The organism is Burkholderia sp. MS455 (assembly GCF_016899445.1).
GTDB classification, from domain to species: Bacteria; Pseudomonadota; Gammaproteobacteria; order Burkholderiales; family Burkholderiaceae; genus Burkholderia; species Burkholderia pyrrocinia_C.
The window spans coordinates 1,479,030-1,504,185 of the sequence record NZ_CP041779.1 but is presented as its reverse complement, the minus strand read 5'-3'; the positions used below and the strand labels follow the sequence as shown (position 1 = coordinate 1,504,185).

The window sequence follows — 25,156 nt, the reverse complement described above, 5'->3', positions numbered from 1 at the left end:
CATGAGCTGGAACGTCCGCATCGGTATCAATCCCCTGTCGTGGATGAACGACGACCTGCCGTCGCTCGGCGGCGAGACGCCGCTTGAAACGGCGCTGAAGGAAGGCGCCGAAATCGGCTACGCAGGCTTCGAGCTCGGCAACAAGTTTCCGAAGACGGGCCCCGAGCTGAAGGCGAAGCTCGCCGAGTTCGGGCTCGTGTGCGTATCGGGCTGGTATTCGGGCTTCCTCGCGGAAGTCGAACCGGGCATGACCGACGCCGATGCGCTCGCCGCGGAAATCGAGCGCTGCCGCGCGCACATGACGAAGCTGCAGTACAACGACGTGAAGGTCGTCGTCTACGGCGAATGCGCGGGCACGATCCAGGGCAGCATCGACACGCCGGTCGCGAAGCGGCCGCGCTTCGTCGACGACGCAGCATGGCAGCGCTACGCGGCGCGCCTCGACGCGTTCGGCGCGCATCTGCTCGACACGTACGGAATCAAGCTCGCCTACCATCACCACATGGGCGCGTACGTCGAGTCGCCCGACGACGTCGACCGGCTGATGGCGCTGACCGATCCGGCGAAGGTGTTCCTGCTGTTCGACACCGGCCACGCATATTTCGGCGGCGCGGCCGACCCGGTGACGCTGCTGAAGAAGCATGTATCGCGCGTGGTCCACGTGCATTGCAAGGACGTGCGTGCGCAGGTCGTCACGCAGGCGCGCAACGACGGCTGGAGCTTCCTGAACGGCGTGATCAACGGCACCTTCACGGTGCCCGGCGACGGCGCGCTCGACTACGACGCGACGCTGCGCACGCTGAAGGACGCCGGCTACGAAGGCTGGCTCGTCGTCGAGGCCGAGCAGGATCCGGCCGTCGCGCCGAGCTACGCGTATGCGAAAAAGGGCTACGAGTCGCTGCGCGCGATCGTCGACCGGTTGAGCGCGTGAGCACGCAAGTTGCCCGAACGCTTGAGCCCTACCCTATTGCGGAGCCCCACCCCATGACGATTTCTCCCCTGCTGGTCAAGGCATCCGCCGACCGCGAAATCTGCAACGTCACGCCCGAGTCGGCCGGCTGGAAGCATGTCGGTTTTCGCGCGCTGCGCCTGAAGGCCGGCGACACCGAGACGCTCGATACCGGCGCGCGCGAGCTGTGCGTCGTCGTGCTCACGGGCACGGTGCGCGCGGACGTCGACGGCGAAACCTACGATGCGCTCGGCAAGCGCGACAGCGTCTTCGAAGACGTGTCGCCGGACGCGCTGTACGTGCCGGGCGGCAAGACCGTCACGCTGGCCGCGACGCGCGATGCGGAAATCGCGCTGTGCACCGCGCCGTACGCGAGCGGCGACAAGCCGGTGCGGCGCCTCGACGGCGAACGGATGCGCCGCTCGGTGCGCGGGCAAGGCACCAACACGCGCTATGTGTGCGACATCCTGATGGGCGACAACCCTGCGGCCGACCGGCTGCTGGTTGTCGAGGTCGTCACGCCGGCCAGCCATTCGAGCAGCTATCCGCCGCACAAGCACGACCGCGACGCGGCACCCGACGAGACCTCGCTCGAGGAAACCTACTACCACCGGATCGACCCGCCGCAGGGTTTCGCGTTCCAGCGCGTGTACACGGACGACCGCAGCCTCGACGAAGCATGTGCGGTCGAGAACCACGACGTCGTGATGGTGCCGCGCGGCTACCACCCGGTCGTCGCGCCGCACGGCTACAACCTGTACTACCTGAACGTGATGGCCGGGCCGAGCCGCGCGTGGGCATTCAAGAACGATCCCGCGCACGAGTGGATGCTCGACGCGGCGCCGAAGCGCTGAACGAATCACGGGCGAGCGCGCGGCCCGTGACGACGCGACGCCGGCGCGCGAACACGACTTGCGACGATACGGAGCCGCCATGGTGACGACCTTCCTGCGCATCGATCACGCCGCGCCGCACACGGCGCTGCCGCGCTTCAATGCCGACGCCGCGCGCCGGCTCGGGGAAATCGCGGTCAATATCGCGTCGCGCCGCGGGCTGCCGATCGCGGTCGGCATCGTCGGCGAAGCGGCACCGCTGTTCTACTGCGCGCTCGACGGCAGCCGTGCGGAAGACAGCGACGCGATCCGCCGCCGGCAGAACACGGTGCTCCGTTTCGGCCTGAGTTCGCTCGAGGTCGGCGCGCAGTTTCGCCGCGCCGGCTGGTCGCTGCGGTCGCAGGGCCTGTCGGACGACGACTACGCACTCGACGGCGGCGGCGTGCCGTTGCGAGTCGCCGGTGCCGGCCTCGTCGGTGCGATGACGATCGCGGGGCTCGACTCCGAGCGCAATCACGCGCTCGTCGTCGAGAGCCTGCGCTGGCACGTCGGCGCGAACGCGCTGGCGATGATCGCTTGACGACGTAATCGGCACCATCGGCGCACGCGCGCCGATGGTGCCGATTTGCCGTATCGCGGGATCAGTTCAACCCGCCGCTCACGACGAGGTGTTCGCCGGTCATCCAGCGCGCATCGTCCGACGCGAGGAACACGGCAACCGACGCGATGTCGTTCGGCTCGCCGAGGCGGCCGAGCGGCGTCTGGCCAAGCACCTGCGCTTCGAGATCGGAACCGATGATGCCCGCGCTGTGCGTGCCCTCGGTCACGATCATGCCCGGGTTGATCGCATTCACGCGGATCTTGCGCTGGCCGAGCTCGAGCGCGAGCACGCCGGTGATCGCGTCGACCGCGCCCTTGGTGCCGCTGTACACCCCGCTGGCGGGCGGCGTGATGCTGGTCACCACCGAGCTGATGTTGATGATGCTCGCGCCTTCGCCGAGATGCTTGACGGCCGCCTGCGTCGTGAGCAGCACGCCGAACACGTTCGTATCGAACTGCCGGCGGTAATGTTCTTCGGTGATCGCTTCGATCGGCGCGAATTCGTACACGCCGGAATTGTTGACGAGCACGTCGAGACGGCCGTACGTGTCGATCGCCGTATCGACGATGCGCTGCGCGTCGGCTGCCTTCGACACGTCGCCGCCGACCGCGACCGCGCGGCCGCCGGCTTCGACGATCGCGCTCACCACCGCGTCGGCGCCCGCCTTGCTGCTCGCGTAATTGACGACGACCGACGCGCCTTCCGCGGCCAGCGCCCGCGCGATCGCGGCACCGATGCCCTTCGAACCGCCCGTGACGATCGCTACCTTGCCTGTCAGCTTGCTCATGATTTCATTCCTCAGTCAGAAGACTATCGATGGATGGCGCCGGTCGCCGCGTCGATGCGGCGGCCCGGCATGAGTGGCAATTTAAGGCGCCGCGCGGCGGCGATAAAGCGGCTCGACGCGAATTGTCTGGCGGGGCCAGCCGAACAATCGGTTCGGCGTCGTCAGCCGGCGCTCAGCCACGCGTTGGCGACGTCTCCGCCCAGGCCGTCGAGCGCGCCGTCGTAGACGATCCGTCCGCGCCCCATTACCGCGACGCGCGTCGTCAACCTCGGCGCAAGCTGCAATCGCTGTTCGATCAGCACGATCGCGACGCCGTCGGCCTGCAGTGCGGCGAGGCACGCGCCGACTTCGTCGACCGCGAGCGGCGCGAGCCCTTCGGCCGGTTCGTCGACGATCAGCACGCGCGGGCTGCCGGCGAGCGCACGCACCAGCGCGAGCACCTGCTGCTCGCCGCCCGACAGCCGCCCGGCCCTCACGTCCGCGCGCGCGGCCAGCAGCGGAAAACGGCCGAACAGGCGTTCGAGCGCCGCGCGTTCGGCCGCGCCACGCGTGCCGCGCAGCCCGAGCTTCAGGTTGTCGCGCACCGTCAGCAGCGGAAATACATCGCGGCTTTCGGCAACGTAAGCAACACCGCGCCGCGCGATCTCGAACGTGCGCGCGCCCGCGCATTCGGCGCCGGCGATGCACACCGAGCCGGCCGTGCGCACGAGCCCCATCACGGCCTTCGCGAGCGTCGAGCGCCCCGAGCCGTTGCGGCCGAGCAGCGCGAGCGTCTCGCCCGGCGCGAGCGCGAGATCGACGCCGTCGAGCACGGGCTGCATTCCGTACCACGCGCGCAGGTCGCGAATGTCGAGCAGTGCGTTCGTCATACACCGCCCTCCCCGAGATACGCGGCGCGCACGGCCGGATCGGCGCGGATCGCATCGGGCTCGCCGGTCGCGACCACCGTGCCGCGCACGAGCACCGTGATGCGTTCGGCGAAGCCGAACACCGCATCCATGTCGTGCTCGATCATCAGCACCGTGCGGCCCTGCGTCGTCGCGCGGATCAGCGCGATCATCCGCGCCGCCTGCGTGCGGCTCATGCCGGCCGTGGGCTCGTCGAGCAGCAGCGTGCGCGCGCCGCTCGCGAGCGCGATCCCGAGATCGAGCGCGCGCTGCTCCGCATAGCCCAGTTCGGCGGCCGGCGTGTCGCGCCGCGCGTCGAGACCGATGTCGTGCAGCACGCGCGTGGCCGCGAGATCGACCGACGCCGATTCGCGCAGCCGGTTCCACCAGCGCCGCCGCTCGGCCGGCGCATGCAGCGCCGCGCAGCGCAGGTTGTCGAACACGGTCAGCCGCGCGAACGCGCTCGTCTGCTGGAAACTGCGGCCGATGCCGAGGCGGCTCGCGACGACCGGCCCGCGCCCGTGCAGCTCGACGCCATGCAGCACGACGCGCCCGCGGGTCGGCCGCGTCGCACCCGCGATCACGCCGAACAGCGTCGACTTGCCTGCGCCGTTCGGCCCGATCAGCGCATGGCGCTCGCCGGCCGCGATGCTCAGCTCGACGCCGTCGAGCACGGTCTGCGCACCGAAGCGCTGCGTGACGCCATGCAGCGCGATCGCATTGCCGTTCATCGCCCGTCCTCCCGCTTGCCGGCCCGCGTGCCCTGCACGAGCCGCGCACGCCAGCCCCACAGCAGCGCGCCGATGCCGGCCGCCGAGCATGCAACGGCCCAGCCGGCCGGCGTATCGGCGTCGATGCCCCAGGCGCCGAACGCGAGGCCCGTGCCGTCGTCCTGCGCGAAGCGCCACGCATAACCGAGTTCGGCCGCGCAGACGATCGCAACGCCCCAGAACACGCACGCGCCGACGCCGCACAGCATGCGCCACCGCTCGGCCGCCGGCGCGCCGCGGCGCAACGCATGCGCGAGCGCTTGCGCGATGCCCGCGATCCCGCGCGGCGCAGCCACCACGATCACGACGAACAAGACGCCCAGATACAGCGCCCACGCGCGCGACACGCCGGCGACGACGATGCTCAGCGCGGTCAGCATGGCCGCGCCGGCCGCCGGCCCGAAGAACGCGCCGGTGCCGCCGATCACCGCGGCGATCAGCACGGTCGCCGAGCGCGCCATCGACACGCTGTCGGGCGTCGCTATTTCGACGTCGATCAACGTCAGCGTGCCGGCGATGCCTGCGAAGAACGACGCGCAAGTGACCATCGCGAGCCGCACGCGGCGCGGATCGGTGCCGAGCGCGGCAACGCGTTCCGGGTTGTCGCGCACCGCGTTCGCGAGCCGCGCGAGCGGCGTGCGCGTCAGCGCATGCATGGCGAACGCCGACACGACGCACCATGCGGCGATCACCGCGTATGCCTGCACCGGCGCGCCGAAATGCCAGCCGCCCCACGGCGTGCCGCTCGCGCGATCGATCGGCACGCCGCCGATGCCGCCGAACCACGCGGGCACGCTCCACGCGGCGGCCGCGACGCATTCGCCGAGCCCGAGCGTGATCATCGCGAACGCGGTGCCTGAACGGCGCGTCGCGAGCAGACCGGCGACGAAGCCGAAGCCCGCGCCGGCCATGCCGCCGACGAGCGGCAGCAGCGGCAGCGGCCCGCCGAAGCGGTTGAACCAGTGCGCGGCCGCGAATGCGCCGAGGCCCGCGAACGCCGCATGCCCGAACGACAGCAGCCCGGTCGTGCCGAGCTGCAGGTTGTACGACAGCGCGAGCACGGCGAGCGCGGCCGTCTGCGCGAGATAGCCGAGCACTGCGCCGTGCGGCCACAGCCACGCGGGCAGCACGACGCACGCGGCGAACAGCGACCAGCGCGCAAGGCCGGCGAGCGCGCGGCTACGCATCGGCACGCTCGCCGAACAGCCCGCGCGGCCGTGCGACCAGCACCGCGACGAGCAGCAGGTACGGTACCAGCGGCGCCAGCTGCGCGATCGACACCGCGGCCACGCTGTCGGGCAGCGCGACACCGGCCCATTGCGCGAGGTCGCGCAGCGACGTGTCGCTCGCGGCCGCGAAGGTCTGCGCGAAACCGACCGCGAGCGATGCGGCGAACGCGCCGCCGAGCGAACCGAGCCCGCCGATCACGACGACCGCGAACACGACCGACCCGACGGTCTCGGCCAGCGCGGGTTCGATCACCGCGAGCGGCGCGCCGATCACGCCGGCCAGCCCCGCGAGCGCGGTGCCCGCGCCGAACAGCGCCGTCATCACGCGCGGCACGTCGTAGCCGAGCGCCTCGACGGCCGCGCGATGCGTGAGCGCCGCGCGCACGACGAGCCCGATGCGCGACACGCGCAGCAGCGCGCCGAGCGCGACCAGCATCGCCGTCGACATCCCCATCATGAACAACCGGTAGCGCGGCAGCGCGAGGCCGAATACGGTCACGGGTGCGCCGTCGAACAGCGTCGGCACGGGCGCCGGCAGCGGCGCGAGCCCCCACAGCAGTTTCGCGCCCTCGCCGATCAGGTACGCGAGGCCGAAGGTCAGCAGCAGCTCGCTCGTATGGCCGCGCGCCTGCACGCGGCGCAGCAGAGCGCGTTCGCAGCCGGCGCCGAGCAGCCCGACCGCGAGCGGCGCGAGCACGAGCGCGGGCCAGAAGCCCGCGCGCGCCGCGATGCTGTAGCCAAGATACGCGCCGAGCATGTAGAAGCTCGCATGCGCGAAGTTCAGCACGCCCTGCACGCTGAAGATCAGCGTGAGACCCGCCGACAGCATGAACAGCAGCAAACCGTAGCTGAGGCCGTTGAAGGCCTGGAGCGCGACCGCGTGCACCGCGAACCGTCAGGCCGCGAGCGGGTCGAGCGCGGCGCGCAGCGCGTCGGGCAGCGGCACCGGGCGACGCGTGCCGCGATCGACGTACACGTGCACGAAATGCCCCTGCGCGGCGGGCGATGCGTCGCCCTGCGCGAACAGCCCGACCTCGTAGCGCACGCTCGACGTGCCGAGCTTCGCGACGCGCAGCCCCGCGTCGACCGACTGCGGAAACACCAGCGGTGCGAAGTAGTTGCACTGCGTCTCGACGACGAGCCCGATCGTCTGCCCGTGCTCGACGTCGAGCACGCCCGCGCGGATCAGGTACTCGTTCACGACGGTGTCGAAGTAGCTGTAGTAGACGACGTTGTTCACGTGCCCGTAGACGTCGTTGTCCATCCAGCGGGTCGTGATCGGCAGGAAGTGGCGGTAGGCGTCGCGGGAACGCGGCTGCGGCTTGTCGGACATGGCGATGGCGGTCAGGACGATGGGGACGATGAAGACGAAGCGCGGCGGCCGGGTGGCACGGCGCGCCGGCAACAGGCGAAGCGCCGCGTCGCGGTCGCGCGCGGCACGGCGGATGAAACCCTGCGGACGGGCCGGCCCGTCACTGCCCCGGCCGGTCGACGAATTCGAAATCGAGGCCGCGCGCGCGCATCCAGTCGGCGAGCGCGACGCCCGTGCCGGCGCGCCACGGGCGCAGCAGCGGCGGCTCGACGAGCCGGTATTCGAGCAGTTCGGGCGACAGCGCGACCGTGCCCGACGCGCGCACGTGGTACGCGATGATCAGTTCGTTCTTGCGGATGAATTCGTAGACGCCGACGAGCGACACGTGCTCGGCCTTCAGCGCCGTTTCCTCGAACACCTCGCGCGCGATGCCGTCCTCGGGCGTCTCGCCGTTCTCGAGGAAGCCGGTGATCAGTGCGAACATCCCTTCGGGCCAGGCCGCGTTGCGCGCGAGCAGGATCTTGCCGTCGAGCTCGACGATCGCGGCGACGACGGGCAGCGGATTGTTCCAGTGGACATAGCCGCAGGTATCGTCGGGACACGCCTGGCGGACGCGACCGCCCTCATGTTCGGAATCGGCGCGCTCGGTCAGCGGGCTCGCGCAGCGCGGGCAAAAGCGGTAGTCGGCGGTGGTCATCGATGGGGATCTGGCGGACGCCCGGCGGCCGCCTGCCGGCCGCCCGCGCACCCGCTCGGCGCGGGAAAGGCTTCCATTCTAGCGAGTTTGGCCGCACCGCAGACGATCCGGCCCCGCCGGCGTCAGCGTCGCAGGCGGCCCTTTGCCGCGATCGCCGCGAAGCCGGCGGCACCCACGAGCAGCGCGGCTACCGCGACCCACAACGCGGGAGAAAACGACCCGAAGCGCGCGGCAAGCGGCGCCGCGACGAGCGGCCCGATAATCTGCCCGACCCCGTACGACGCGGTCGCATAGCCCATCAGCCCGGCCGCGCGCTCGCCGTGCAGGCGCCGCGCCTCGCGCATCGCGAACAGCGTGATCGCGGTGAACGGCAGCCCGAGCAGCACGCTGCCGACCGAGAAGCCGAGCGCGTTCGGCCACACGATCCCGGCCGCGATGCCGAGCGCCTGCGTCGCGCAGCCGGCCGCCAGCAGCAGCCGGTTGTCCCAGTGCCCGGGCAGTCGCGCGGCGGCGATCGCGCCGACGATCAGCGCCGCGCCGAACATCGGCCAGAACAGGTCGGGCCACGGCGAACCGGCCGGCAGCACGGCGCGTGCGATCACGGGCAGGAACGTCGCGGTGATGATGTAGCCGAAGCCCGGCGTGCCGTACAGCACGACGAGCCACGCGGCATCGGCTCGATGGCGGCGCGCGTCGGCCGGCGCCGCGGAGGCCGCGTGCGGCGTGGTGCCGGCCGGCGGCACGGCTTGCGCCGGCGCGACCGCAAAGGTGCGCCAGATCGCGACCGACAGCACGGCCGACAGCGCCGCGAAGCCGAGCCAGCCCGACGCTGCTGGCCGGCCGACCAGCGCGCTGCCGATCAGCCCCGTCAGCACGATGCCGACGCCGGGCCCCGCGTAGATCACTCCGCTCCACTCGGGCGCGTGCAGTTCGGCCAGGCGCCGCAGCCCCCATTGCGATACGAACACGAACGTCCACGCGCTGACGATGCCCGCGACGAAGCGCACCGCGAGCCACACGGGCAGCAGGTGGCCGATGCCCATCGCGGCGGTGAGCAGCACGGTGGCCGCGAGCCCGAAGCGGACCATCCGCGCGGGCGCGACGCGCAGCGCCGCGCAACTGACCGCGCCTGCGAAGTAACCCGCATAGTTCGCCGATGCGAGCCAGCCGCCGGCCTTCAGGCCGATCGAGCCGTCCGCGAGCATCAGCGGCAACAGCGGCGTGAACGCGAAACGGCCGACGCCGAGCACGACGGCGAGGCCGACCATGCAGGCCAGCGCAGCCGCGCGGGCGCGTCGGTCGGCCTGATCGGACGGAAGCGCGCCGGCGGCGGCGGTCGGGGCATCGGAGCGGGACATGGCGGCAAGGGCCGGAGCGCGACGCGCCGGCCGGATCGGAAACCGGAATGCATCCATCGTAGCTTGACCAGACGATCTCGAAAAATGAATAATTAAGAATCCATCCATCGCTTGGAGAGAATCATGGATCTGGCGGCGCTGGCGATTTTCCGGGCGGTCGTGCGCGAGAACGGCGTGACGCGCGCGGCGGCGAAGCTCAATCGCGTGCAGTCGAACGTCACGACGCGCATCAAGCAACTCGAGGAAGAACTCGGCGCCGCGCTGTTCGTGCGCGACGGCCGCCGGCTCGTGCTGACGCCGGCCGGGCACACGCTGCTGCCGTATGCGGAGCGGCTGCTGGCGCTCGCCGACGAGGCGCGCGACGCGGTGCGCGAGGACACGCCGCGCGGGCGGTTGCGGCTCGGCACGATGGAAAGCACGGCCGCGAGCCGGCTGCCGACCGTGCTCGCGCGCTATCACCATGCATGGCCCGACGTGTCGCTCGAACTGGTGACGGGTACGACGGGCTGGCTGATCGGCAAGGTGCGCGACTTCGAGATCGACGCCGCGCTGTTCGCGCGCCCGCCCGCGCCGGACACGCTGCCCGACTCGTTCGAGACGGTGCCGGTCTTCCGCGAGGATCTGGTGCTGCTCACGCCGCGCGGCCATCCGCCGGTGCGCACGCCGCGCGACGTGATCCTGCCGACGCTGATCGCGTTCGAACGCGGCTGCGCGTATCGCAAGTACGCCGAGCAGTGGTATGCCGCGCATGGGATGAAGCCGGCGCGCGTGCTCGAACTCGGCTCGTATCACGCGATCGTCGCGTGCGTCGCGGCCGGCGCGGGCATCGCGGTCGCGCCGCGTTCGGTGCTCGACCTGCAGCCCGAGACCGGCAACATCGCCGCGCACACGATTCCCGAACTCGAAGGCATCGATACGCTGCTCGCGTGGCGGCAGGGTTATGCGTCGGCGGCGCTCGCCGCGCTGCGCGATGCGCTTGGCGAAGCCGCGCGGCAGCCGGACCCGGCGCAGAAGCCGCGCGTGGCGCAGCCGGCCTGACGCGATCCGCCGACGGACGCACGACGACGCACCCGCGCGCCGCCCGTCTGCATGGCCGGCTACCGCTCGTGCGTCAGGCATGGCGGGCGGATCAGCCACCTGCACCCCGTGCAAACGCAAAACGACCCGACCGGCCAATGGCCGATCGGGTCGTTTCGTTTCATGCGATTCCGCCAAAAGAACCGAGCGGTGCCGGCCGGCGCTCCGCCCTCTCGGGCGCCGCGCCGGCCAGGCCGATCAAAGACGCTCTTCGACCCAGCCCTTGACGCCGGCCAGCGCGCCCGGCAGGTTCGCCGGCTCGGTGCCGCCTGCCTGCGCCATGTCCGGACGGCCGCCGCCCTTGCCGCCGACCTGCTGCGCGACGAAGTTCACGAGCTCGCCGGCCTTGACCTTCTTGCTCGCGTCGGGCGTGACGCCCGCGATCAGGCTGACCTTGCCGCCTTCGACGGCCGCCAGCACGATCGCCGCGCTCTTCAGCTTGTCCTTCAGCTTGTCGACCGTTTCGCGCAGCGTCTTCGCGTCGGCGCCGTCGAGCGTCGCGGCCAGCACGTACACGCCACCGATTTCGATGGCCTGCTGCGCAAGCTCGTCGCCCTGGCTCGATGCGAGCTTCGACTTCAGCGCGCCCAGTTCCTTCTCGAGCGACTTCACCTGGTCCTGCACCTGCGCGATGCGCTGCGTGAGCTCCGACGGCTGCGCCTTCAGCGCGGCCGCCGCTTCGTTCATGCGGGCGTCGAGCTCCTGCACGTAGCGCACCGCGTTGTCGCCGGTGATCGCCTCGACGCGGCGGATGCCGGCCGCGACGCCGCCTTCGACGACGATCTTGAAGAAGCCGATGTCGCCGGTGCGGTGGACGTGCGTGCCGCCGCACAGTTCGCGCGAGAAGCCGAGGTCGAGCACGCGCACTTCATCGCCGTACTTCTCGCCGAACAGCGCCATCGCGCCGCCCTTCACCGCTTCGTCGTACGGCATCACGCGCACGATGCCCGGCGCGTTCGCGAGGATTTCGTTGTTGACGATCTGCTCGACGCGACGGATTTCGTCGTCGGTCATCGGCGCGTTGTGCGCGAAGTCGAAACGGGTTTTTTCGGCGTCGACCAGCGAGCCCTTCTGCTGCACGTGCGCGCCGAGTACCTCGCGCAGCGCCTTGTGCATCAGGTGGGTGGCCGAGTGGTTGCGCTGCGTGCGCGCGCGGCGGTGCGCGTCGATTTCCGCGCGCAGCACGTCGCCGACCTTCAGCGTGCCCTGCTCGAGCGAGCCGTGGTGGCCGATCACGTCGGCCTGCACCTTCAGCGTATCGGCCACCGCGAAGCGCGTCGACGCATTCGCGAGCACGCCCTGGTCGCCGACCTGGCCGCCCGACTCCGCATAGAACGGCGTGTGGTCGAGCACGACGACCGCATCCTGGCCGGCCTTCACTTCGCTGACCGACGAACCGTCGACGTACAGCGCGACGACCTTCGCGTCGTCGAACGCGATTTCCTCGTAGCCGTGGAAGGTGGTCTTCGCGCCCGTGTATTCGAGGCCCTGCGTGGCCTTGAACTTGCCGGCCGCGCGCGCCTGCTCGCGCTGGCGCGCCATCGCGTCGTCGAATGCCGGCTCGTCGACCGTCATGCCGCGCTCGCGGCACACGTCGGCCGTGAGGTCGAGCGGGAAGCCGTAGGTATCGTGCAGCTTGAACGCGAGTTCGCCGTCGAGCACCTTGCCGCCCTTCGCTTCGACGTCGGCCAGCGCGCCCTCGAGGATCGACATCCCGTGCTCGATCGTTTCGAAGAAGCGCTCCTCTTCCTGGCGCAGCACGTCGGTCACGCGCTGTTCGGCTTCCTTCAGCTCCGGATACGCGCCGCCCATCTCGGCGACGAGGTCGGCCACCAGCTTGTGGAAGAACGAACCCTTGCGGCCGAGCTTGTAGCCGTGGCGGATCGCACGGCGCACGATCCGGCGCAGCACGTAGCCGCGGCCTTCGTTGCCGGGGATCACGCCGTCGACGATCAGGAACGAGCACGCGCGGATGTGATCGGCGATCACCTTCAGCGAGTTGTTGGTGAGGTCGCTGATCTCGGTCACGCGCGCGGCGGCCTTGATCAGGTTCTGGAACAGGTCGATCTCGTAGTTGCTATGCACGTGCTGCAGCACCGCGGCGAGGCGCTCGAGGCCCATGCCGGTGTCGACCGACTGCTTCGGCAGGCGGGTCATGTTGCCCTGCGCGTCGCGGTTGAACTGCATGAACACGAGGTTCCAGATCTCGATGTAGCGGTCGCCGTCTTCCTCGGCCGATCCCGGCGGGCCGCCCCACACGTCCGGGCCGTGGTCGTAGAAGATTTCCGTGCACGGGCCGCACGGGCCCGTATCGCCCATCGTCCAGAAGTTGTCGGACGCGTAGCGCGCGCCCTTGTTGTCGCCGATCCGGATGATGCGCTCGGCCGGCACGCCGACTTCCTTCGCCCAGATGTCGTACGCCTCGTCGTCTTCCTGGTAGACGGTGACCCACAGCTTTTCCTTCGGCAGCTGGTAGACCGTGGTCAGCAGCTCCCACGCGAAGCGGATCGCGTCGTGCTTGAAGTAGTCGCCGAACGAGAAGTTGCCGAGCATCTCGAAGAACGTGTGGTGGCGCGCCGTGTAGCCGACGTTCTCGAGATCGTTGTGCTTGCCGCCCGCGCGCACGCTGCGCTGCGCCGTCGTGGCACGCGAATACGGGCGCTGGTCCGTGCCGAGGAAGACGTCCTTGAACTGGACCATGCCCGAGTTCGTGAACATCAGCGTGGGGTCGTTACCGGGCACGAGGCTCGACGAGCGGACGATCGTGTGGCCCTTCGATTCGAAGAATTTGAGGAATTTCTCGCGGATTTCGGCAGCTTTCATGGCGTGCGGGGACAGTCTGGCAAAGACGGCTTCAAACGCCGTCGCCCCAGGCGGGGCGCGCGGCGGCATGGATTCGGAAACGATCGATTATACGGGATCGGGGCCGGCTTCCGGGCAAAGCGCCGGCAAAGCGGTCCGGCCATCCGGCCGGCCCGGCCGGGCCACCCGCGCGGCCGATTCGCCTTAAGATGCTCGGCATGCCAATCGGCCTTGCCGAGCAACGGAGGCCAGCCATGAAAGGAGACGATTCGACGATGGGTGCCCTGAGCCATATCCGCGTGCTGGACCTCACCCGCGTGCTCGCGGGCCCGTGGTGCGCGCAAACCCTCGCCGATTTCGGCGCGGACGTGATCAAGGTCGAGCGCCCCGGCGCCGGCGACGACACGCGCCACTGGGGGCCGCCGTACCTGAAGGACGCGGACGGCGCGGATACCGCCGAGGCCGCGTACTACCTCGCGGCGAACCGCAACAAGCGCTCGGTGACGATCGACATCGCGACGCCCGAAGGCCAGCAGATCGTGCGCGAACTCGCCGCGCAATGCGACGTCGTGCTCGAGAACTACAAGGTCGGCCAGTTGAAGAAATACGGGCTCGATTACGAATCGCTGCGCGCGGTGAAGCCCGATCTCGTCTACTGCTCGGTCACCGGCTTCGGCCAGACGGGCCCGTACGCGCACCGCGCGGGCTACGACTTCATCGTGCAGGGAATCGGCGGCTTCATGAGCATCACCGGCGAGCGCGACGGCGAGCCGGGCGGCGGCCCGCAGAAGGCCGGCGTCGCGATCGCCGATCTCGCGACCGGCCTCTACTCGACGATCGCCGTGCTCGCCGCGCTCGCGCACCGCGACCGCACGGGCGAAGGCCAGTACATCGACATGGCGCTGCTCGACGTGCAGGTCGCGCTGCTCGCGAACATGAACACCAACTTCCTCGCGAGCGGCAAGCCGCCGATGCGCTGGGGCAACGCGCATCCGAACATCGTGCCGTACCAGACGTTCCAGACGAGCGACGGGTGGATCATCGTCGCGGTCGGCAACGACGGGCAGTTCCGCAAGTTCGTCGAGGCCGGCGGCCGGCCCGAACTGGCCGACGACGAGCGCTTCGCGACGAACCCGTCGCGCGTGCGCCACCGCGACACGCTGGTGCCGATCCTCGCGGAGATGGTGAAGGCGCGCGGCAAGGCCGACTGGATCGGCGTGCTCGAAGCGGCCGGCGTGCCGTGCGGGCCGATCAACGATCTGGAGGAAGTGTTCGACAACGAGCAGGTCGTCGCCCGCGGGATGCAGGTGTCGCTGCCGCACCCGTGCGGCGCGGACGTGCAGCTCGTGCGCAACCCGATCCGGATGAGCGCGACGCCGCCCGACGCGCGCACGGCCCCGCCGCTGCTCGGCGCGCAGACCGACGACGTGCTGCGCGACATGCTCGGCTACGACGACGAACGGATCGCGGCGTTGAAGGCGAAGCAGGCGATCTGACGATCGACGCTTCAACGGCTCGCGCGGCGACGGCTACCCGACCGGCGTCTACCGCGCGAGCGCGTCCAGCCAGCCGCGCGCGGCCGGCCAGTCGCCGAGCCCGCTGTCCGCGTTGATGTGGCCGCGCGGGCCGATGTCGCGGAATTCACTGCCCCATGCATGTGCGCAGCCGCGCGCGAACGCGAGCGAGCCGTACGGATCGTCGCTGCTCGCGACCACGCAGGTCGGAAACGGCAGCCGCTCGTGCGGCACGGGCCCGAAGCCGTGCGCATCGGCGGGAAACGCCGACCCGGCGGGATCGGGCAGCGCGACGAGCAGCGCGCCGCGCACTTTCGCGAGCGCGGCCGGACGCGCATAACGCGTCGCCCACCACGCGGCGGTCAGCGTGCCGAGGCTGTGACCTGCGATCAGCACGGGAGCGTGTGCGGCTTCGACCGCGCGATCGAGCGCGAGACACCAGCCGTTGCGGAACGCGCGGTCCCAGTCGGGCATCGAGACGCGCGAGAAGCGCGCATCTGCGCGCTCCCAGCGGCTTTGCCAGTGAAGCGGGCCCGAATTGGCGTAGCCCGGCAGGACGAAAACGAGGGGGGCGCTCATGAAAGGATTCGTCGACGAATGGTGTCGTAATGTGATGTCGACGAAGTGTCGCACACCCTCCTCTCCCTGATGCTGCCTGTCAAAAAACCGGAAGGATGTGCAGCGGATCGTGACGCGCTCGAATCGGCGTCACGCCCGGCCGGCGCTCGATCGCGCCGGCTTCGATCAGCGCACGCCGGCGCCGACCAGGCCGCCTGCCGCCGCGCCGGCAACCGTGCCGACCGGGCCGCCCGTGATCAGGTAACCGAGCGCGCCGCCAGCGGCCGCGCCGATACCGGCATTGCGTTGCGTATGCGTCATCGCGCATGCGCCGAGTTGCGACAGCACCGCGACGATCACCGCGGTACGAACGAGAAAAGTGGTCTTCTTCATCATGATTATTGGCTTCCTCCCGCCACGCAATTACGCGAATGGCGGCATTGAATCGGTGAAGCCATCATAGGAAAACCCGAACGGCGCGAGCAATCCGATTTACGTCGTGTTACAGCCGACACACTATCGAGATATTGCGGCACGCATCGCGAACGCAACGGCCCTCACCCGCAAGCCGCGCGGGACGGACCCCGGTCAGGTAGAATTACAGGATTAAACCGGCGCGACGCGCCGACACAACCTGACGCCAACCGCATGAGCACCGAACGCAACGACGCCCCCGCGGCTTCCAACTTCATTCGTAACATCATCGACGACGACAACCGCACCGGCAAATGGGGCGGCCGCGTCGAAACGCGCTTCCCGCCCGAGCCGAACGGCTATCTGCACATCGGCCACGCGAAGAGCATCTGCCTGAACTTCAGCGTCGCGCGCGACTACGGCGGCGTGTGCCACCTGCGCTTCGACGACACGAACCCGGAAAAGGAAAGCGTCGAGTACGTCGATTCGATCGTCGACGCGGTGCGCTGGCTCGGTTTCGACTGGCGCAAGGACGCGGTCGACCACCAGTATTTCGCGAGCGACTACTACGACAAGCTGTACGAATTCGCCGAGCTCCTGATCAAGCGCGGCAAGGCATATGTCGACAGCCAGAGCGCCGACGAAATGCGCGCGAACCGCGGCTCGCTGACGGAAGGCGGCAAGCCGTCGCCGTTCCGCGACCGCACGCCCGACGAGAACCTCGACCTGTTCCGCCGCATGAAGGCCGGCGAGTTCAAGGAAGGCGAGCACGTGCTGCGCGCGAAGATCGACATGGCTTCGCCGAACATGAACATGCGCGACCCGGTGATCTACCGGATCCGCTACGCGCACCACTACCGCACCGGCGACGCGTGGTGCGTGTACCCGATGTACGACTACACGCACTGCATCTCGGATGCGCTCGAAGGCATCACGCATTCGCTGTGCACGCTCGAATTCGAGGATCACCGCCCGCTGTACGACTGGGTGCTGAACGAACTCGCGGAAGCCGGCGTGTTCACGCGCCCGCTGCCGCAGCAGATCGAATTCTCGCGGCTGAACCTCACGTACGCGATCACCAGCAAGCGCAAGCTGCTGCAGCTCGTCACCGAAGGCCACGTCGACGGCTGGGACGACCCGCGGATGCCGACGATCGTCGGCGTGCGCCGCCGCGGCTTCACGCCGGAGAGCATCCACCTGTTCTGCGAGCGGATCGGCGTGACGAAGATCGACTCGTGGATCGACATGAGCATCTTCGAAGGCGCGCTGCGCGACGACCTCGACGACAAGGCCGCGCGCACGGTCGCGGTGCTCGATCCGCTGAAGCTCGTGATCGACAACTATCCGGAAGACCAGGAAGAAGCGTGCACGGCGCCCGTGCATCCGCATCACCCGGAGCGCGGCGTGCGCACGTTCCCGATCTCGCGCGAGCTGTGGATCGAGCGCGAGGATTTCGTCGAGAACCCGCCGAAGGGCTATTTCCGCCTGTTCCCGGGCAACAAGGTGCGCCTGCGCTACGGCTACGTGATCGAGTGCACGGGCTTCGACAAGGACGCCGACGGCAACGTGACGGCCGTGCACTGCAACTACTTCCCGGACAGCAAGTCGGGCACCGACGGCGCGAACACGTACAAGGTCAAGGGCAACATCCACTGGGTCAGCGCGAAGCATGCGCAGCCGGCCGAAGTGCGGATCTACGACCGCCTGTTCAAGGAGCCGCATCCGGACGCGGGCGGCGCGAACTTCCTCGAAGCGCTGAATCCCGATTCGAAGAAGATCGTGCAGGCGTACGTCGAGCCGGGCAACAGCGACATCGCGCCGGAAACGCGCCTGCAGTTCGAGCGGCACGGCTACTTCGTTGCCGACCGTGTCGATTCGAAGCCGGGCAAGCCCGTGTTCAACCGGATCGTCGGGCTGCGCGACAGCTGGGGCAAGCCGGCCTGACGGCCTGCTCCGCGCGCGGCGCGCGGCCTCGGGCCGACGTCGCGCGACCATGAAAAAACCGGCTCGAGGGGCGATGCCCGGTCTTTTCCAGAAGCGGGGCCGGTACGGGCCACCGCCATCTGTTCGGTTCACATCTGTTGATGCGAGCGCGGAACCGAATTGATCATGAACTCGCCCATCTGATAACGCATCGCGATTTGCCGGATGCCTTGTAGGTCGTCCGGCTTTTGCGGACCGATCACCATATAGTGATCGCCGGTCCCGCCTTTCATTTCGACATACTCGTGCCAACTCTTCTCGTTGGTCGAGTCGATCTTGACCTTGGTGTCCTTGTTGTCGGGAAAGATCAGAACCTTTCCCTGCGCGTTGATCTGATTGATCATCTCGACGGCAGCCTGCTCGGTCATGCCCTCCGGGTAACCATTGCGATTCTGCATCACATGGACGAGGAAATCGCGCTGTCCATCCGTCTCGACCATCTTGCGCAACACGTTGTTTCCGACGTCGAAGCGAAGCACCTCCTGAAGGTTCTCCTTGGCGCCCGGCTTGTTCCAGACCGAAGCAATTTGGTTTTGTGCGGCGGTCTCGTGCCCAGTCGTCAGATAGAATCCTTTGCCGAATTCTCCCTCTCCACTGTCCACATTGACCTGTGCGTGATCGAAGTGGTGAAGCGCACTCGGCCGGGTGACGTGTGCGAGGGAGGTCGTGGTCGCCGGGTCCAGTTCGGTCGGAACCGCATGCGCCGTGGGTGTTCCAAGGTCCCAATTCTTCGGGAACCCATTGTTGGAGGGGTCCATTTCACCGGGGAAAACGCGAAACTGGCTCTTGGTCTCGCTGAAAAATTCCACACCCGGCCGAGAGTCGTTCACTTGCTTGAGGTGGTCGACAAGTTCTTTCGGAGAGCTATATTGTTTGAGGTCACCCGTTTTCTCGAGGAATCTGAGCGCCTCCTGGAGCCTCGGAGGGAGTTCTTCCGGCAGCTTCCTTTGTTTTCCTGCCGCTACGTCGCCCGCCGACGTGCCGACTTTCGACGCGTTGGCTGCATACCATTCCGCCCAGTCCTTGGCGCCTCCTCCCGTCGGCGCCGGTGAAAAGCCGGTTTCCGGTGCGGGTGCCGATGCCGATGACGCGCGTGCGGAGGGCAGGGGGGCCCTGTTCGTTACCAGTGTCGCCGTACTCGAATGAGGCGTCAAAGCCTGGAGCTGTGGTGACGATCCGCCTCCCGATACGCTCCCGCCGGGACGCGAATTGTCGGGGCGCGGGGCGATAACCTGGGATGTTTCCAACTGCCGCATTCTCGGTGACGAACGGTTAATTCCCGACGGGCTGCTCATGGCCAATTTTCCATTTTGAGACGTGTGAAAGCCAGGCTCATTGCGATCGTCCTGGCGAGTGCCTGACTATCGCCCAGCGTCTCCGGCGCGCTTGCGCCACCCGCGAATCCGCGCACTGAAATCCGAAGCGCGATGGCAACCCGGTGCGTCATGCGACGCGATTGCAAAAAAAACGCCACCCGTTCCATCGGGTGGCGCTGCTAATAAAAAATGCCGTTCAGTTCTTAACTGAACGGCATTAGGCTCGAGGGCCGGTTTTTTTATTGCATGCAACGAAGCCAAGAGACGCGGTGACGGAAGCCACCGCGTTCCTTCACGCGCCCGACAGCCGCCGATGCAGTTCCGCCAGCGACAGCTTCGTGCGAAACAGCCGCGCGAGGCTGCGGCTCGCATACGCGTCGATATCGCCCGGCGCGGTCCAGCGGTACGCATCCATCTCGGGAATCATCGAGCCGTCGCGACGGCTCGGGAACAGCGACGTGCACGTGCACAGCGCGGGATCGATCTCGCCGTCCGCCACCAGCACCGCGAACAGGTGCAGGTCCTTGTCGTGCCGGTACGCGAAGCGGCCGAGATCGAGCAGCCGGGCCGGCGCGAACTCGATGCCGGTTTCCTCGAGCAGCTCTCGCAGCGCCGCGTCGGCCGGCGTCTCGCCGGGCTCGCCCTGCCCCTTCGGGATGTCCCAGTGCGTGGTGTCCGTCGCGTGCGCGAGGAACACGCGGCCGCCCGCATCGAGGATCACGACGCCGCACGACACCGCGCGCGGCGCGTCGCCCCGCTTCATCACCCGCGTGCTCAGCGCTTCTGCAACTGCCACTTGCCCGCGGCCGTCTTGCAGTAGACGGGCTTGAGCGTCATCGTCTGGCCCTTCGCGGTGATGTCGGTGGTGATTTCGCGGCAGGTCTTGCCGTCCGTCTCGGTCGTGGTCGGCGTGAGCTTCGCCTCGATCTGCGTACGGCTGCCGCTGTTCTGCCACGTCGTCGTCTCGCCGTCCTTGCCTTCGTCGCGCACCTTCGCGGCGGCCTTCGACAGCGATGCGGTGTCGGCCTTGCTGAAATAGCTGAGCGGCGTGTCGTTCAGGAAGTTCAGATTGTTCTGCGCGTGGGCGGGCAGCATCGCGGCAACGCACGCGGCGCCGGCCAGCACACGCGTGACGACGGAAAGGGATGCACGCATCGACATGTTGTTCTCCTTGGATGTTCGATCGAACGGCGCGGTGCATGCCGGCGAACCGGCACGCGCCACGCCCGTCAGCGAGCGAGCATAGCATGCGTGCCGCGCGCGACGCTTTCGGGCCTGTTCCCTCTAATAACGGGCCCTAGCGGGCCGCCTGCGTCGACCCGGGTTGATATCCGTCAGTCAGCGTGCCCAGGAACGCGATCACGTCCTTGATCTCGGCCGCGTTCAGCGCCGGCTGCTCGCCGCGCTTGCGGTCGAACGGCGGTTCGCGGTTGATGTTCGGCCAGTAGCGCTTCGGCAGGTCGTCGTAGATCTGCACCTTGCCGTGCACGACCGGATAGAACTTCTCCGGATGAATGTCGCGCTCGACGTAGAAGCGCATCACGTCCTCGAGCGAGTGATACACGCCGTTGTGGAAGAACGTCTTGCGCAGCGCGACGTTGCGCAGCGACGGCGTGCGGAACAGCCCGCAGAATTCGTCGCGGCCCTTCAGGTCGGTGCGCTCGGGGCCGCACGCGCCGAGATCGTGGAAGCTCGGGTCGCGGTTCACAGGCAGCGCGCGGTTGCGCGGCACCGCGATCGCGATCAGCCCGAAATCGCTGAACTGCGGCGGGCCGCCTTCGAGCGTGCGCTGGCTGATGTGGCAGCTCGCGCAATTGCCCTTCTTCTCGTCGTTGAACAGTTGCAGACCGTGCAACTCGGCGGGCGTGAGCTGCGCGCGGCCGGCCAGGTACGCGTCGTACTTGCTCGTGTACGGATCGAACAGCGCAGGCTGCTGCTGGAACGCATCGAGCGCACGCAACACCGCGTCGAAGGCGGCCTGATCGTCGCCGAGCACCCGCTCGCCGAATGCCTTGCGGAACGCGTCCGCATACGGCGCCGCGCGCACCGCCTGCGCGACCCGCGCCGGCGAGCTGCTCATCTCGAACGGCGACAGCAGCGGAATGCGCGCCTGCGCGTCGCGCGTGTCGACGCGGCCGTCCCAGGTCAGCCCGCCGGTCGGGCCCGCGTCGATGCTTTCGTCGCCCTCGTCGGGCGAATCGTGGAAATGCTCGCTGAACGGCGGGATGCCGCGCAAGTACTTCAGCGACGGCGCCGCACGGAACCCGATGCGATGCATGTCGTCGCCGCCGAGCTGCACCGACAGCGCGTTCGGCGGCCCGAACGCATGTTCGGCGCTGTGGCACGACGCGCACGCGAGCTTGCCGGAACCCGACAGCGACGGATCGGAGAACAGTTGCTTGCCGAGCGCCGTCATCTGCTTCACGCCCTCGAACACCTGCGCACGCGTCTGCGGCTGGCTGGCCGGTGCGACCGCGGGCGCGACCGGCGCGGCCTGGGCGGCCGGCACGATGGCCGCCGCCGGCGAATTCGTGCCGGGCCGCGCATCGCAACCGGCGAGCGCCGCGAGCCCGGCAGCCAGCGCCAGGGCCGCCGCGGCATGGATCAACGATCGCGCGGACGCAAAGGATTTCGGGGTGGTGGGCATCGTCGTTCTATGGGTAGCGGTGGGCAATCGGCCGGAGCTTATGTCAGTTCCGTGTCCGTCGCGTGACGTTCCGCCGACAGTCAATTGAAAGCGCCCCTACACCCGCCTGTCAAACGGGTTCCAGATAATGCGCGCAGCCGGTCGGCGCCCGGCGCCTGCTGCGCCGGCCCCAAGCCACCCCGGTTCCCACACGCGACCAACGACGAAAGAGAGAACATCGCATGAAGAAGCACGCCTGGATTCGCCATACGCCGATCGCCCTCGCGGCCGCGCTCAGCCTGACCGCCTGCGGCGGCGACGACGTCACCCAACAGGGCCTGTCGGCCGTCAAGAACGTTGTCGTGATCTATGCGGAAAACCGCAGCTTCGACAACCTGTACGGTAACTTCCCGGGCGCGAACGGCCTGCAGAACGCAACGGCCGCGAACTCGGTGCAGAAGGATCGCGACGGCTCGACGATGGCGACGCTGCCGAAGGTCTGGGGCGGCCTGACCGCGACCGGCATCACGCCGGCGCTCACCGAGGCGATGACGGCGAACCTGCCGAACGCACCATTCGCGATCGACGATCCGAACGGCTTCAACCAGCCGATGAGCATCGCGACGCGCGACATCGTGCACCGCTTCTACCAGGACCAGATGCAGATCAACGGCGGCAAGAACGACATGTACGCCGCGTGGACCGATGCCGGCGGCCTGACGATGGGCCATTACACGCCGGACCCGTCGAAGCTGCCGCTGTGGAAGATCGCGCAGCAGTACGTGCTCGCCGACAATTTCTTCATGGGCGCGTTCGGCGGCTCGTTCCTGAACCACCAGTACCTGATCTGCGCGTGCGCGCCGTTCTACGCGAACGCGAACACGAGCCCCGCGGCCGGCAAGATCGCGGTCCTGAACGCGGACGGCAAGTCGCTGAAGGTCGCCGCGAATTCGCCCGCCTCCGCGCTGAGCGGCCCGCCGAAGTTCGTCAACGACGGCGCGATCACGCCCGACTTCTTCGCGGTCAACACGATGCAGCCGCCGTATCAGCCGAGCGGCAACAAGGCGGCCACGGGCGGCGACCCGCTGCTCGCCGACCCGGCCAACGCGTCGACGATGCCGCCGCAGACGGCCACCAACATCGGCGACCTGCTGACCAGCGCGAACGTGTCGTGGGCATGGTATAGCGGCGCGTGGGGCCAGGCGCTGCAGGCGAGCCAGAACGGCACGTCGAACGTGATCTACGGCGCCGACCTGTCGACGCCGAACTTCCAGCCGCACCACCAGCCGTTCAACTACTTCGCGAACCAGGCGCCGGGCACCGCGAACCGCGCGCAGCACCTGCTCGACGGCGGCGCGAACGGCGCCGAGTTCATCAAGGCGATCGACGCGGGCACGCTGCCGGCGGTGACGTTCTACAAGCCGCAGGGCAACCTGAACGAGCACCCGGGCTACACGGACGTCACGTCGGGCGACCAGCACATCGCCGACGTGATCGCGCACCTGCAGGCGAGCCCGCAGTGGAAGAACATGGTCGTGGTCGTCACGTACGACGAAAACGGCGGCTTCTGGGATCACGCCGCGCCGCCGACCGCCGACCGCTGGGGTCCGGGCACGCGCATTCCGGCGCTGATCGTGTCGCCGTATGCGAAGAAGGGCTTCGTCGACCACACGCAGTACGACACGGGCTCGATCCTGCGCTTCATCACGCGCCGCTACTCGCTGCCGCGCCTCGCGGGCCTGCAACAGCGCGACGACGCGCTGAAGGCCAACGGCGCGCAGCCGATGGGCGACCTGACGAACGCGCTCACGCTGTCGCCGAACCTGTAACGGCATCGCGACGAACGGGCCGGCGGCGCTGCCGGTCCGGACGAACGAAGGGCGGCCTCATGGCCGCCCTTCGTTCATGAGTGCGCGTCGTTGTCGCGCCCCTTCGTCACCAGCCGTACTTGAGCTCGACGCCGACATAGTCGGCGTTGTGCCCGCCCGCCTGCCGGATCGCGTCGCCGACCTGGAAATGCACGGCTTCGACCGCGCCGATCAGGTTCGCGGCGATCGTCCAGTCCGCCCGCAGCTGCACGTACATCCCCGTCCACAACCCGCCCTTGCCGGCCGTGCCCGGCACCACGGCGTTGCCCTGCTGGTAGACGGCGTCGCCGGTCGTCTCGCGCCACTGGAAACCGAGCGCGCCGAGCAGCGCCAGGTTCGGCGACGGCTTCAGCGTCACCGACGGCTTCACGTGGATCAGGTTCGAGTAGCCGGTAAAGCCCGCGAGCGTGAAGTAATAGCCGTTCGGAAACAGCGGATTGAAGGTGCCGATGCGGCCGTCGTGCGGATGCCGGTCGCCCGACGCCGCGTCGACCTGCAGCGCGACGCGCGGCGACCATGGCGCATCGAGCCGGTAGCCTGCGATCGAGCCGAGCGCCCACGCGCGGATCGAGCTGCTGCCGACCGTCCCCGTCTGCAGCATCGTTTCGAGATCCCAGTCGAAGCGCCCCTGCGTGCCCGTGTAGCGCACGTCCCACACGTCGCGGCGCTCGGCGCCGCTCGCGTCGAGAAAGCGTGCGTTGCTGCGGTTGTAGCGCGACCAGTAGCCCGACAGGTCGCCGGGCCCGACTGACTGCCGCTCGAAGCGCACGCCGCTGAACGTGAGGTTGCGGTTCGACACGTCGTCGAACGCGGACACGGTGCGGTTCTGCACGGGCTGCGTCGCATACGCGATAAAGCGCCACTTTTGATATTCGTAGTCGGCCCACACCGCATCGAACGCCTGCCGCACGTTCGGGCCATCGCGCGCGGCGATGAAACGCTGCAGGTCGAACGCCATCTCCTGCCGGCCGACGCGCAACTTGAACGTGCCGCCGCCGAGCGCACCCGTGTAGGTCGCGAATGCCTGTTCGAGATCGAGCGGGTTCTTGTCGACCGGCGAGATCGTGTTCTTGCCGAACGCGCGGTCGTCCTGCAACTGCACGAAGAACTGCCAGTGTTGGCCGAGATGCGCATCGGCATGCACTTCGACGCGCTGGATCAGGTACGTGTCCGATTGCGCGGAGCCGGTCCCGAACAGCGGCGCGTCGTTGGTTTCCAGACGCTCGCGCAGGTTCACGCCGAGCGAAAGATAGGATGACGGATCGTTTCCGAGCGGGATGTATTTCAACCCGTCGAGCGGCGCGCGCGGCACGCATGGATTCGCGAGCACCGACCAGTCTTCCTGCCAGCGGTTGAACAGCACGGTCGGCCGCTTGGCCGTGCACGTCGATGCGGGCGCGCTGTCCGCCGCCGGTGCAGTCGCCGTGTCCGCGAACGCCGCATCGGCACCCGCAAGCAGCAGCCCCGCGACAACCGATGCGCGGGCAACCCGGTCGAAGCGTCTGCCTCGGGTCGTCGCGGCACGCTGTCCGCTTGTCGCGGCCATCCGTTCGCGACCGCCTGCCTCGGTCCGGC

23 protein-coding genes are annotated in these 25,156 nt (G+C 68.7%); 7 read left to right on the top strand and 16 right to left on the bottom strand.

Annotation, left to right across the window (positions count from 1 at the left end; all coding sequences use genetic code 11):
• Position 1: 1 nt before the first annotated feature.
• The 3 genes from iolE to FPJ27_RS26090 all read left to right on the top strand — a co-directional run bounded on the left by iolE (position 2) and on the right by FPJ27_RS26090 (position 2,362).
• Positions 2–931, top strand: a complete 930-nt coding sequence (gene iolE / locus FPJ27_RS26100; RefSeq protein ID WP_204426214.1) for a myo-inosose-2 dehydratase — start codon at positions 2–4, stop codon at positions 929–931.
• Positions 932–984: 53 nt separating this feature from the next.
• Positions 985–1,803: a 5-deoxy-glucuronate isomerase gene (gene iolB / locus FPJ27_RS26095; RefSeq protein WP_204426213.1), complete on the top strand. Its 819-nt coding sequence runs from the start codon at positions 985–987 to the stop codon at positions 1,801–1,803.
• A gap of 79 nt (positions 1,804–1,882) precedes the next feature.
• Positions 1,883–2,362 (top strand): heme-degrading domain-containing protein, encoded by a 480-nt coding sequence (locus FPJ27_RS26090; protein WP_204426212.1) that lies wholly within the window; start codon positions 1,883–1,885, stop codon positions 2,360–2,362.
• Between the two features lie 61 nt (positions 2,363–2,423).
• Here FPJ27_RS26090 and FPJ27_RS26085 read toward each other — a convergent pair whose 3' ends face one another.
• The 8 genes from FPJ27_RS26085 to FPJ27_RS26050 form a co-directional block, all read right to left on the bottom strand.
• On the bottom strand, positions 2,424–3,170 hold the full coding sequence (locus tag FPJ27_RS26085; RefSeq protein WP_204426211.1) for a glucose 1-dehydrogenase: 747 nt from the start codon (positions 3,168–3,170) through the stop codon (positions 2,424–2,426).
• A 161-nt stretch (positions 3,171–3,331) separates the two neighbouring features.
• The gene (locus FPJ27_RS26080; protein WP_204426210.1) at positions 3,332–4,039 is read right to left on the bottom strand and encodes an ABC transporter ATP-binding protein; all 708 of its coding nucleotides are present in this window, start codon (positions 4,037–4,039) and stop codon (positions 3,332–3,334) included.
• Entirely contained in the window at positions 4,036–4,788 is a 753-nt protein-coding gene (locus FPJ27_RS26075; RefSeq protein ID WP_204426209.1) for an ABC transporter ATP-binding protein, read from the bottom strand. The genes FPJ27_RS26080 and FPJ27_RS26075 overlap by 4 nt, the downstream gene beginning before the upstream one ends.
• Positions 4,785–6,014: a branched-chain amino acid ABC transporter permease gene (locus FPJ27_RS26070; protein WP_204426208.1), complete on the bottom strand. Its 1,230-nt coding sequence runs from the start codon at positions 6,012–6,014 to the stop codon at positions 4,785–4,787. The genes FPJ27_RS26075 and FPJ27_RS26070 overlap by 4 nt, the downstream gene beginning before the upstream one ends.
• On the bottom strand, positions 6,007–6,942 hold the full coding sequence (locus FPJ27_RS26065) for a branched-chain amino acid ABC transporter permease (protein ID WP_204426207.1): 936 nt from the start codon (positions 6,940–6,942) through the stop codon (positions 6,007–6,009). Before FPJ27_RS26065 ends, FPJ27_RS26070 begins: the two co-directional genes overlap by 8 nt.
• Before the next feature lie 9 nt (positions 6,943–6,951).
• Positions 6,952–7,389 (bottom strand): thioesterase family protein, encoded by a 438-nt coding sequence (locus tag FPJ27_RS26060; protein WP_047901196.1) that lies wholly within the window; start codon positions 7,387–7,389, stop codon positions 6,952–6,954.
• A 139-nt stretch (positions 7,390–7,528) separates the two neighbouring features.
• On the bottom strand, positions 7,529–8,065 hold the full coding sequence (locus FPJ27_RS26055) for an NUDIX domain-containing protein (RefSeq protein WP_204426206.1): 537 nt from the start codon (positions 8,063–8,065) through the stop codon (positions 7,529–7,531).
• A 122-nt stretch (positions 8,066–8,187) separates the two neighbouring features.
• On the bottom strand, positions 8,188–9,423 hold the full coding sequence (locus FPJ27_RS26050) for a YbfB/YjiJ family MFS transporter (RefSeq protein WP_204426205.1): 1,236 nt from the start codon (positions 9,421–9,423) through the stop codon (positions 8,188–8,190).
• Between the two features lie 123 nt (positions 9,424–9,546).
• On the opposite strand from FPJ27_RS26050, the gene FPJ27_RS26045 reads away from it, so the two are divergent.
• Entirely contained in the window at positions 9,547–10,461 is a 915-nt protein-coding gene (locus tag FPJ27_RS26045) for a LysR substrate-binding domain-containing protein (protein ID WP_204426204.1), read from the top strand.
• Between the two features lie 237 nt (positions 10,462–10,698).
• Here the strand turns inward: FPJ27_RS26045 and alaS are convergent, their stop codons facing one another.
• Entirely contained in the window at positions 10,699–13,323 is a 2,625-nt protein-coding gene (gene alaS, locus FPJ27_RS26040) for an alanine--tRNA ligase (protein WP_204426203.1), read from the bottom strand.
• A gap of 254 nt (positions 13,324–13,577) precedes the next feature.
• On the opposite strand from alaS, the gene FPJ27_RS26035 reads away from it, so the two are divergent.
• Positions 13,578–14,798: a CaiB/BaiF CoA-transferase family protein gene (locus FPJ27_RS26035; protein ID WP_204426354.1), complete on the top strand. Its 1,221-nt coding sequence runs from the start codon at positions 13,578–13,580 to the stop codon at positions 14,796–14,798.
• A 48-nt stretch (positions 14,799–14,846) separates the two neighbouring features.
• Here the strand turns inward: FPJ27_RS26035 and FPJ27_RS26030 are convergent, their stop codons facing one another.
• Both FPJ27_RS26030 and FPJ27_RS26025 read right to left on the bottom strand, forming a co-directional pair.
• On the bottom strand, positions 14,847–15,395 hold the full coding sequence (locus FPJ27_RS26030) for an alpha/beta hydrolase (protein ID WP_204426202.1): 549 nt from the start codon (positions 15,393–15,395) through the stop codon (positions 14,847–14,849).
• Positions 15,396–15,560: 165 nt separating this feature from the next.
• Positions 15,561–15,770, bottom strand: coding sequence for an ornithine acetyltransferase (locus FPJ27_RS26025; protein ID WP_011656605.1), 210 nt, complete (start codon positions 15,768–15,770; stop codon positions 15,561–15,563).
• A gap of 252 nt (positions 15,771–16,022) precedes the next feature.
• On the opposite strand from FPJ27_RS26025, the gene FPJ27_RS26020 reads away from it, so the two are divergent.
• On the top strand, positions 16,023–17,732 hold the full coding sequence (locus FPJ27_RS26020; protein ID WP_204426201.1) for a glutamine--tRNA ligase/YqeY domain fusion protein: 1,710 nt from the start codon (positions 16,023–16,025) through the stop codon (positions 17,730–17,732).
• 128 nt (positions 17,733–17,860) lie between these two features.
• On the opposite strand, the gene FPJ27_RS26015 is transcribed toward FPJ27_RS26020, so the two are convergent.
• The 4 genes from FPJ27_RS26015 to FPJ27_RS26000 all read right to left on the bottom strand — a co-directional run bounded on the left by FPJ27_RS26015 (position 17,861) and on the right by FPJ27_RS26000 (position 21,734).
• Complete coding sequence (locus tag FPJ27_RS26015) at positions 17,861–19,066, bottom strand: hypothetical protein (RefSeq protein WP_204426200.1); 1,206 nt, start codon at positions 19,064–19,066, stop codon at positions 17,861–17,863.
• 313 nt (positions 19,067–19,379) lie between these two features.
• Positions 19,380–19,850, bottom strand: coding sequence for an NUDIX hydrolase (locus FPJ27_RS26010; protein ID WP_204426353.1), 471 nt, complete (start codon positions 19,848–19,850; stop codon positions 19,380–19,382).
• Positions 19,851–19,861: 11 nt separating this feature from the next.
• Positions 19,862–20,248: an RT0821/Lpp0805 family surface protein gene (locus FPJ27_RS26005; RefSeq protein ID WP_072444405.1), complete on the bottom strand. Its 387-nt coding sequence runs from the start codon at positions 20,246–20,248 to the stop codon at positions 19,862–19,864.
• Between the two features lie 136 nt (positions 20,249–20,384).
• Entirely contained in the window at positions 20,385–21,734 is a 1,350-nt protein-coding gene (locus FPJ27_RS26000) for a cytochrome c peroxidase (RefSeq protein ID WP_204426199.1), read from the bottom strand.
• Between the two features lie 221 nt (positions 21,735–21,955).
• Here FPJ27_RS26000 and FPJ27_RS25995 point away from each other — a divergent pair, with 221 nt between their 5' ends.
• Complete coding sequence (locus tag FPJ27_RS25995; protein WP_204426198.1) at positions 21,956–23,542, top strand: acid phosphatase; 1,587 nt, start codon at positions 21,956–21,958, stop codon at positions 23,540–23,542.
• 106 nt (positions 23,543–23,648) lie between these two features.
• Here FPJ27_RS25995 and FPJ27_RS25990 read toward each other — a convergent pair whose 3' ends face one another.
• Positions 23,649–25,127, bottom strand: coding sequence for an alginate export family protein (locus FPJ27_RS25990; protein WP_204426352.1), 1,479 nt, complete (start codon positions 25,125–25,127; stop codon positions 23,649–23,651).
• Positions 25,128–25,156: the final 29 nt, after the last annotated feature.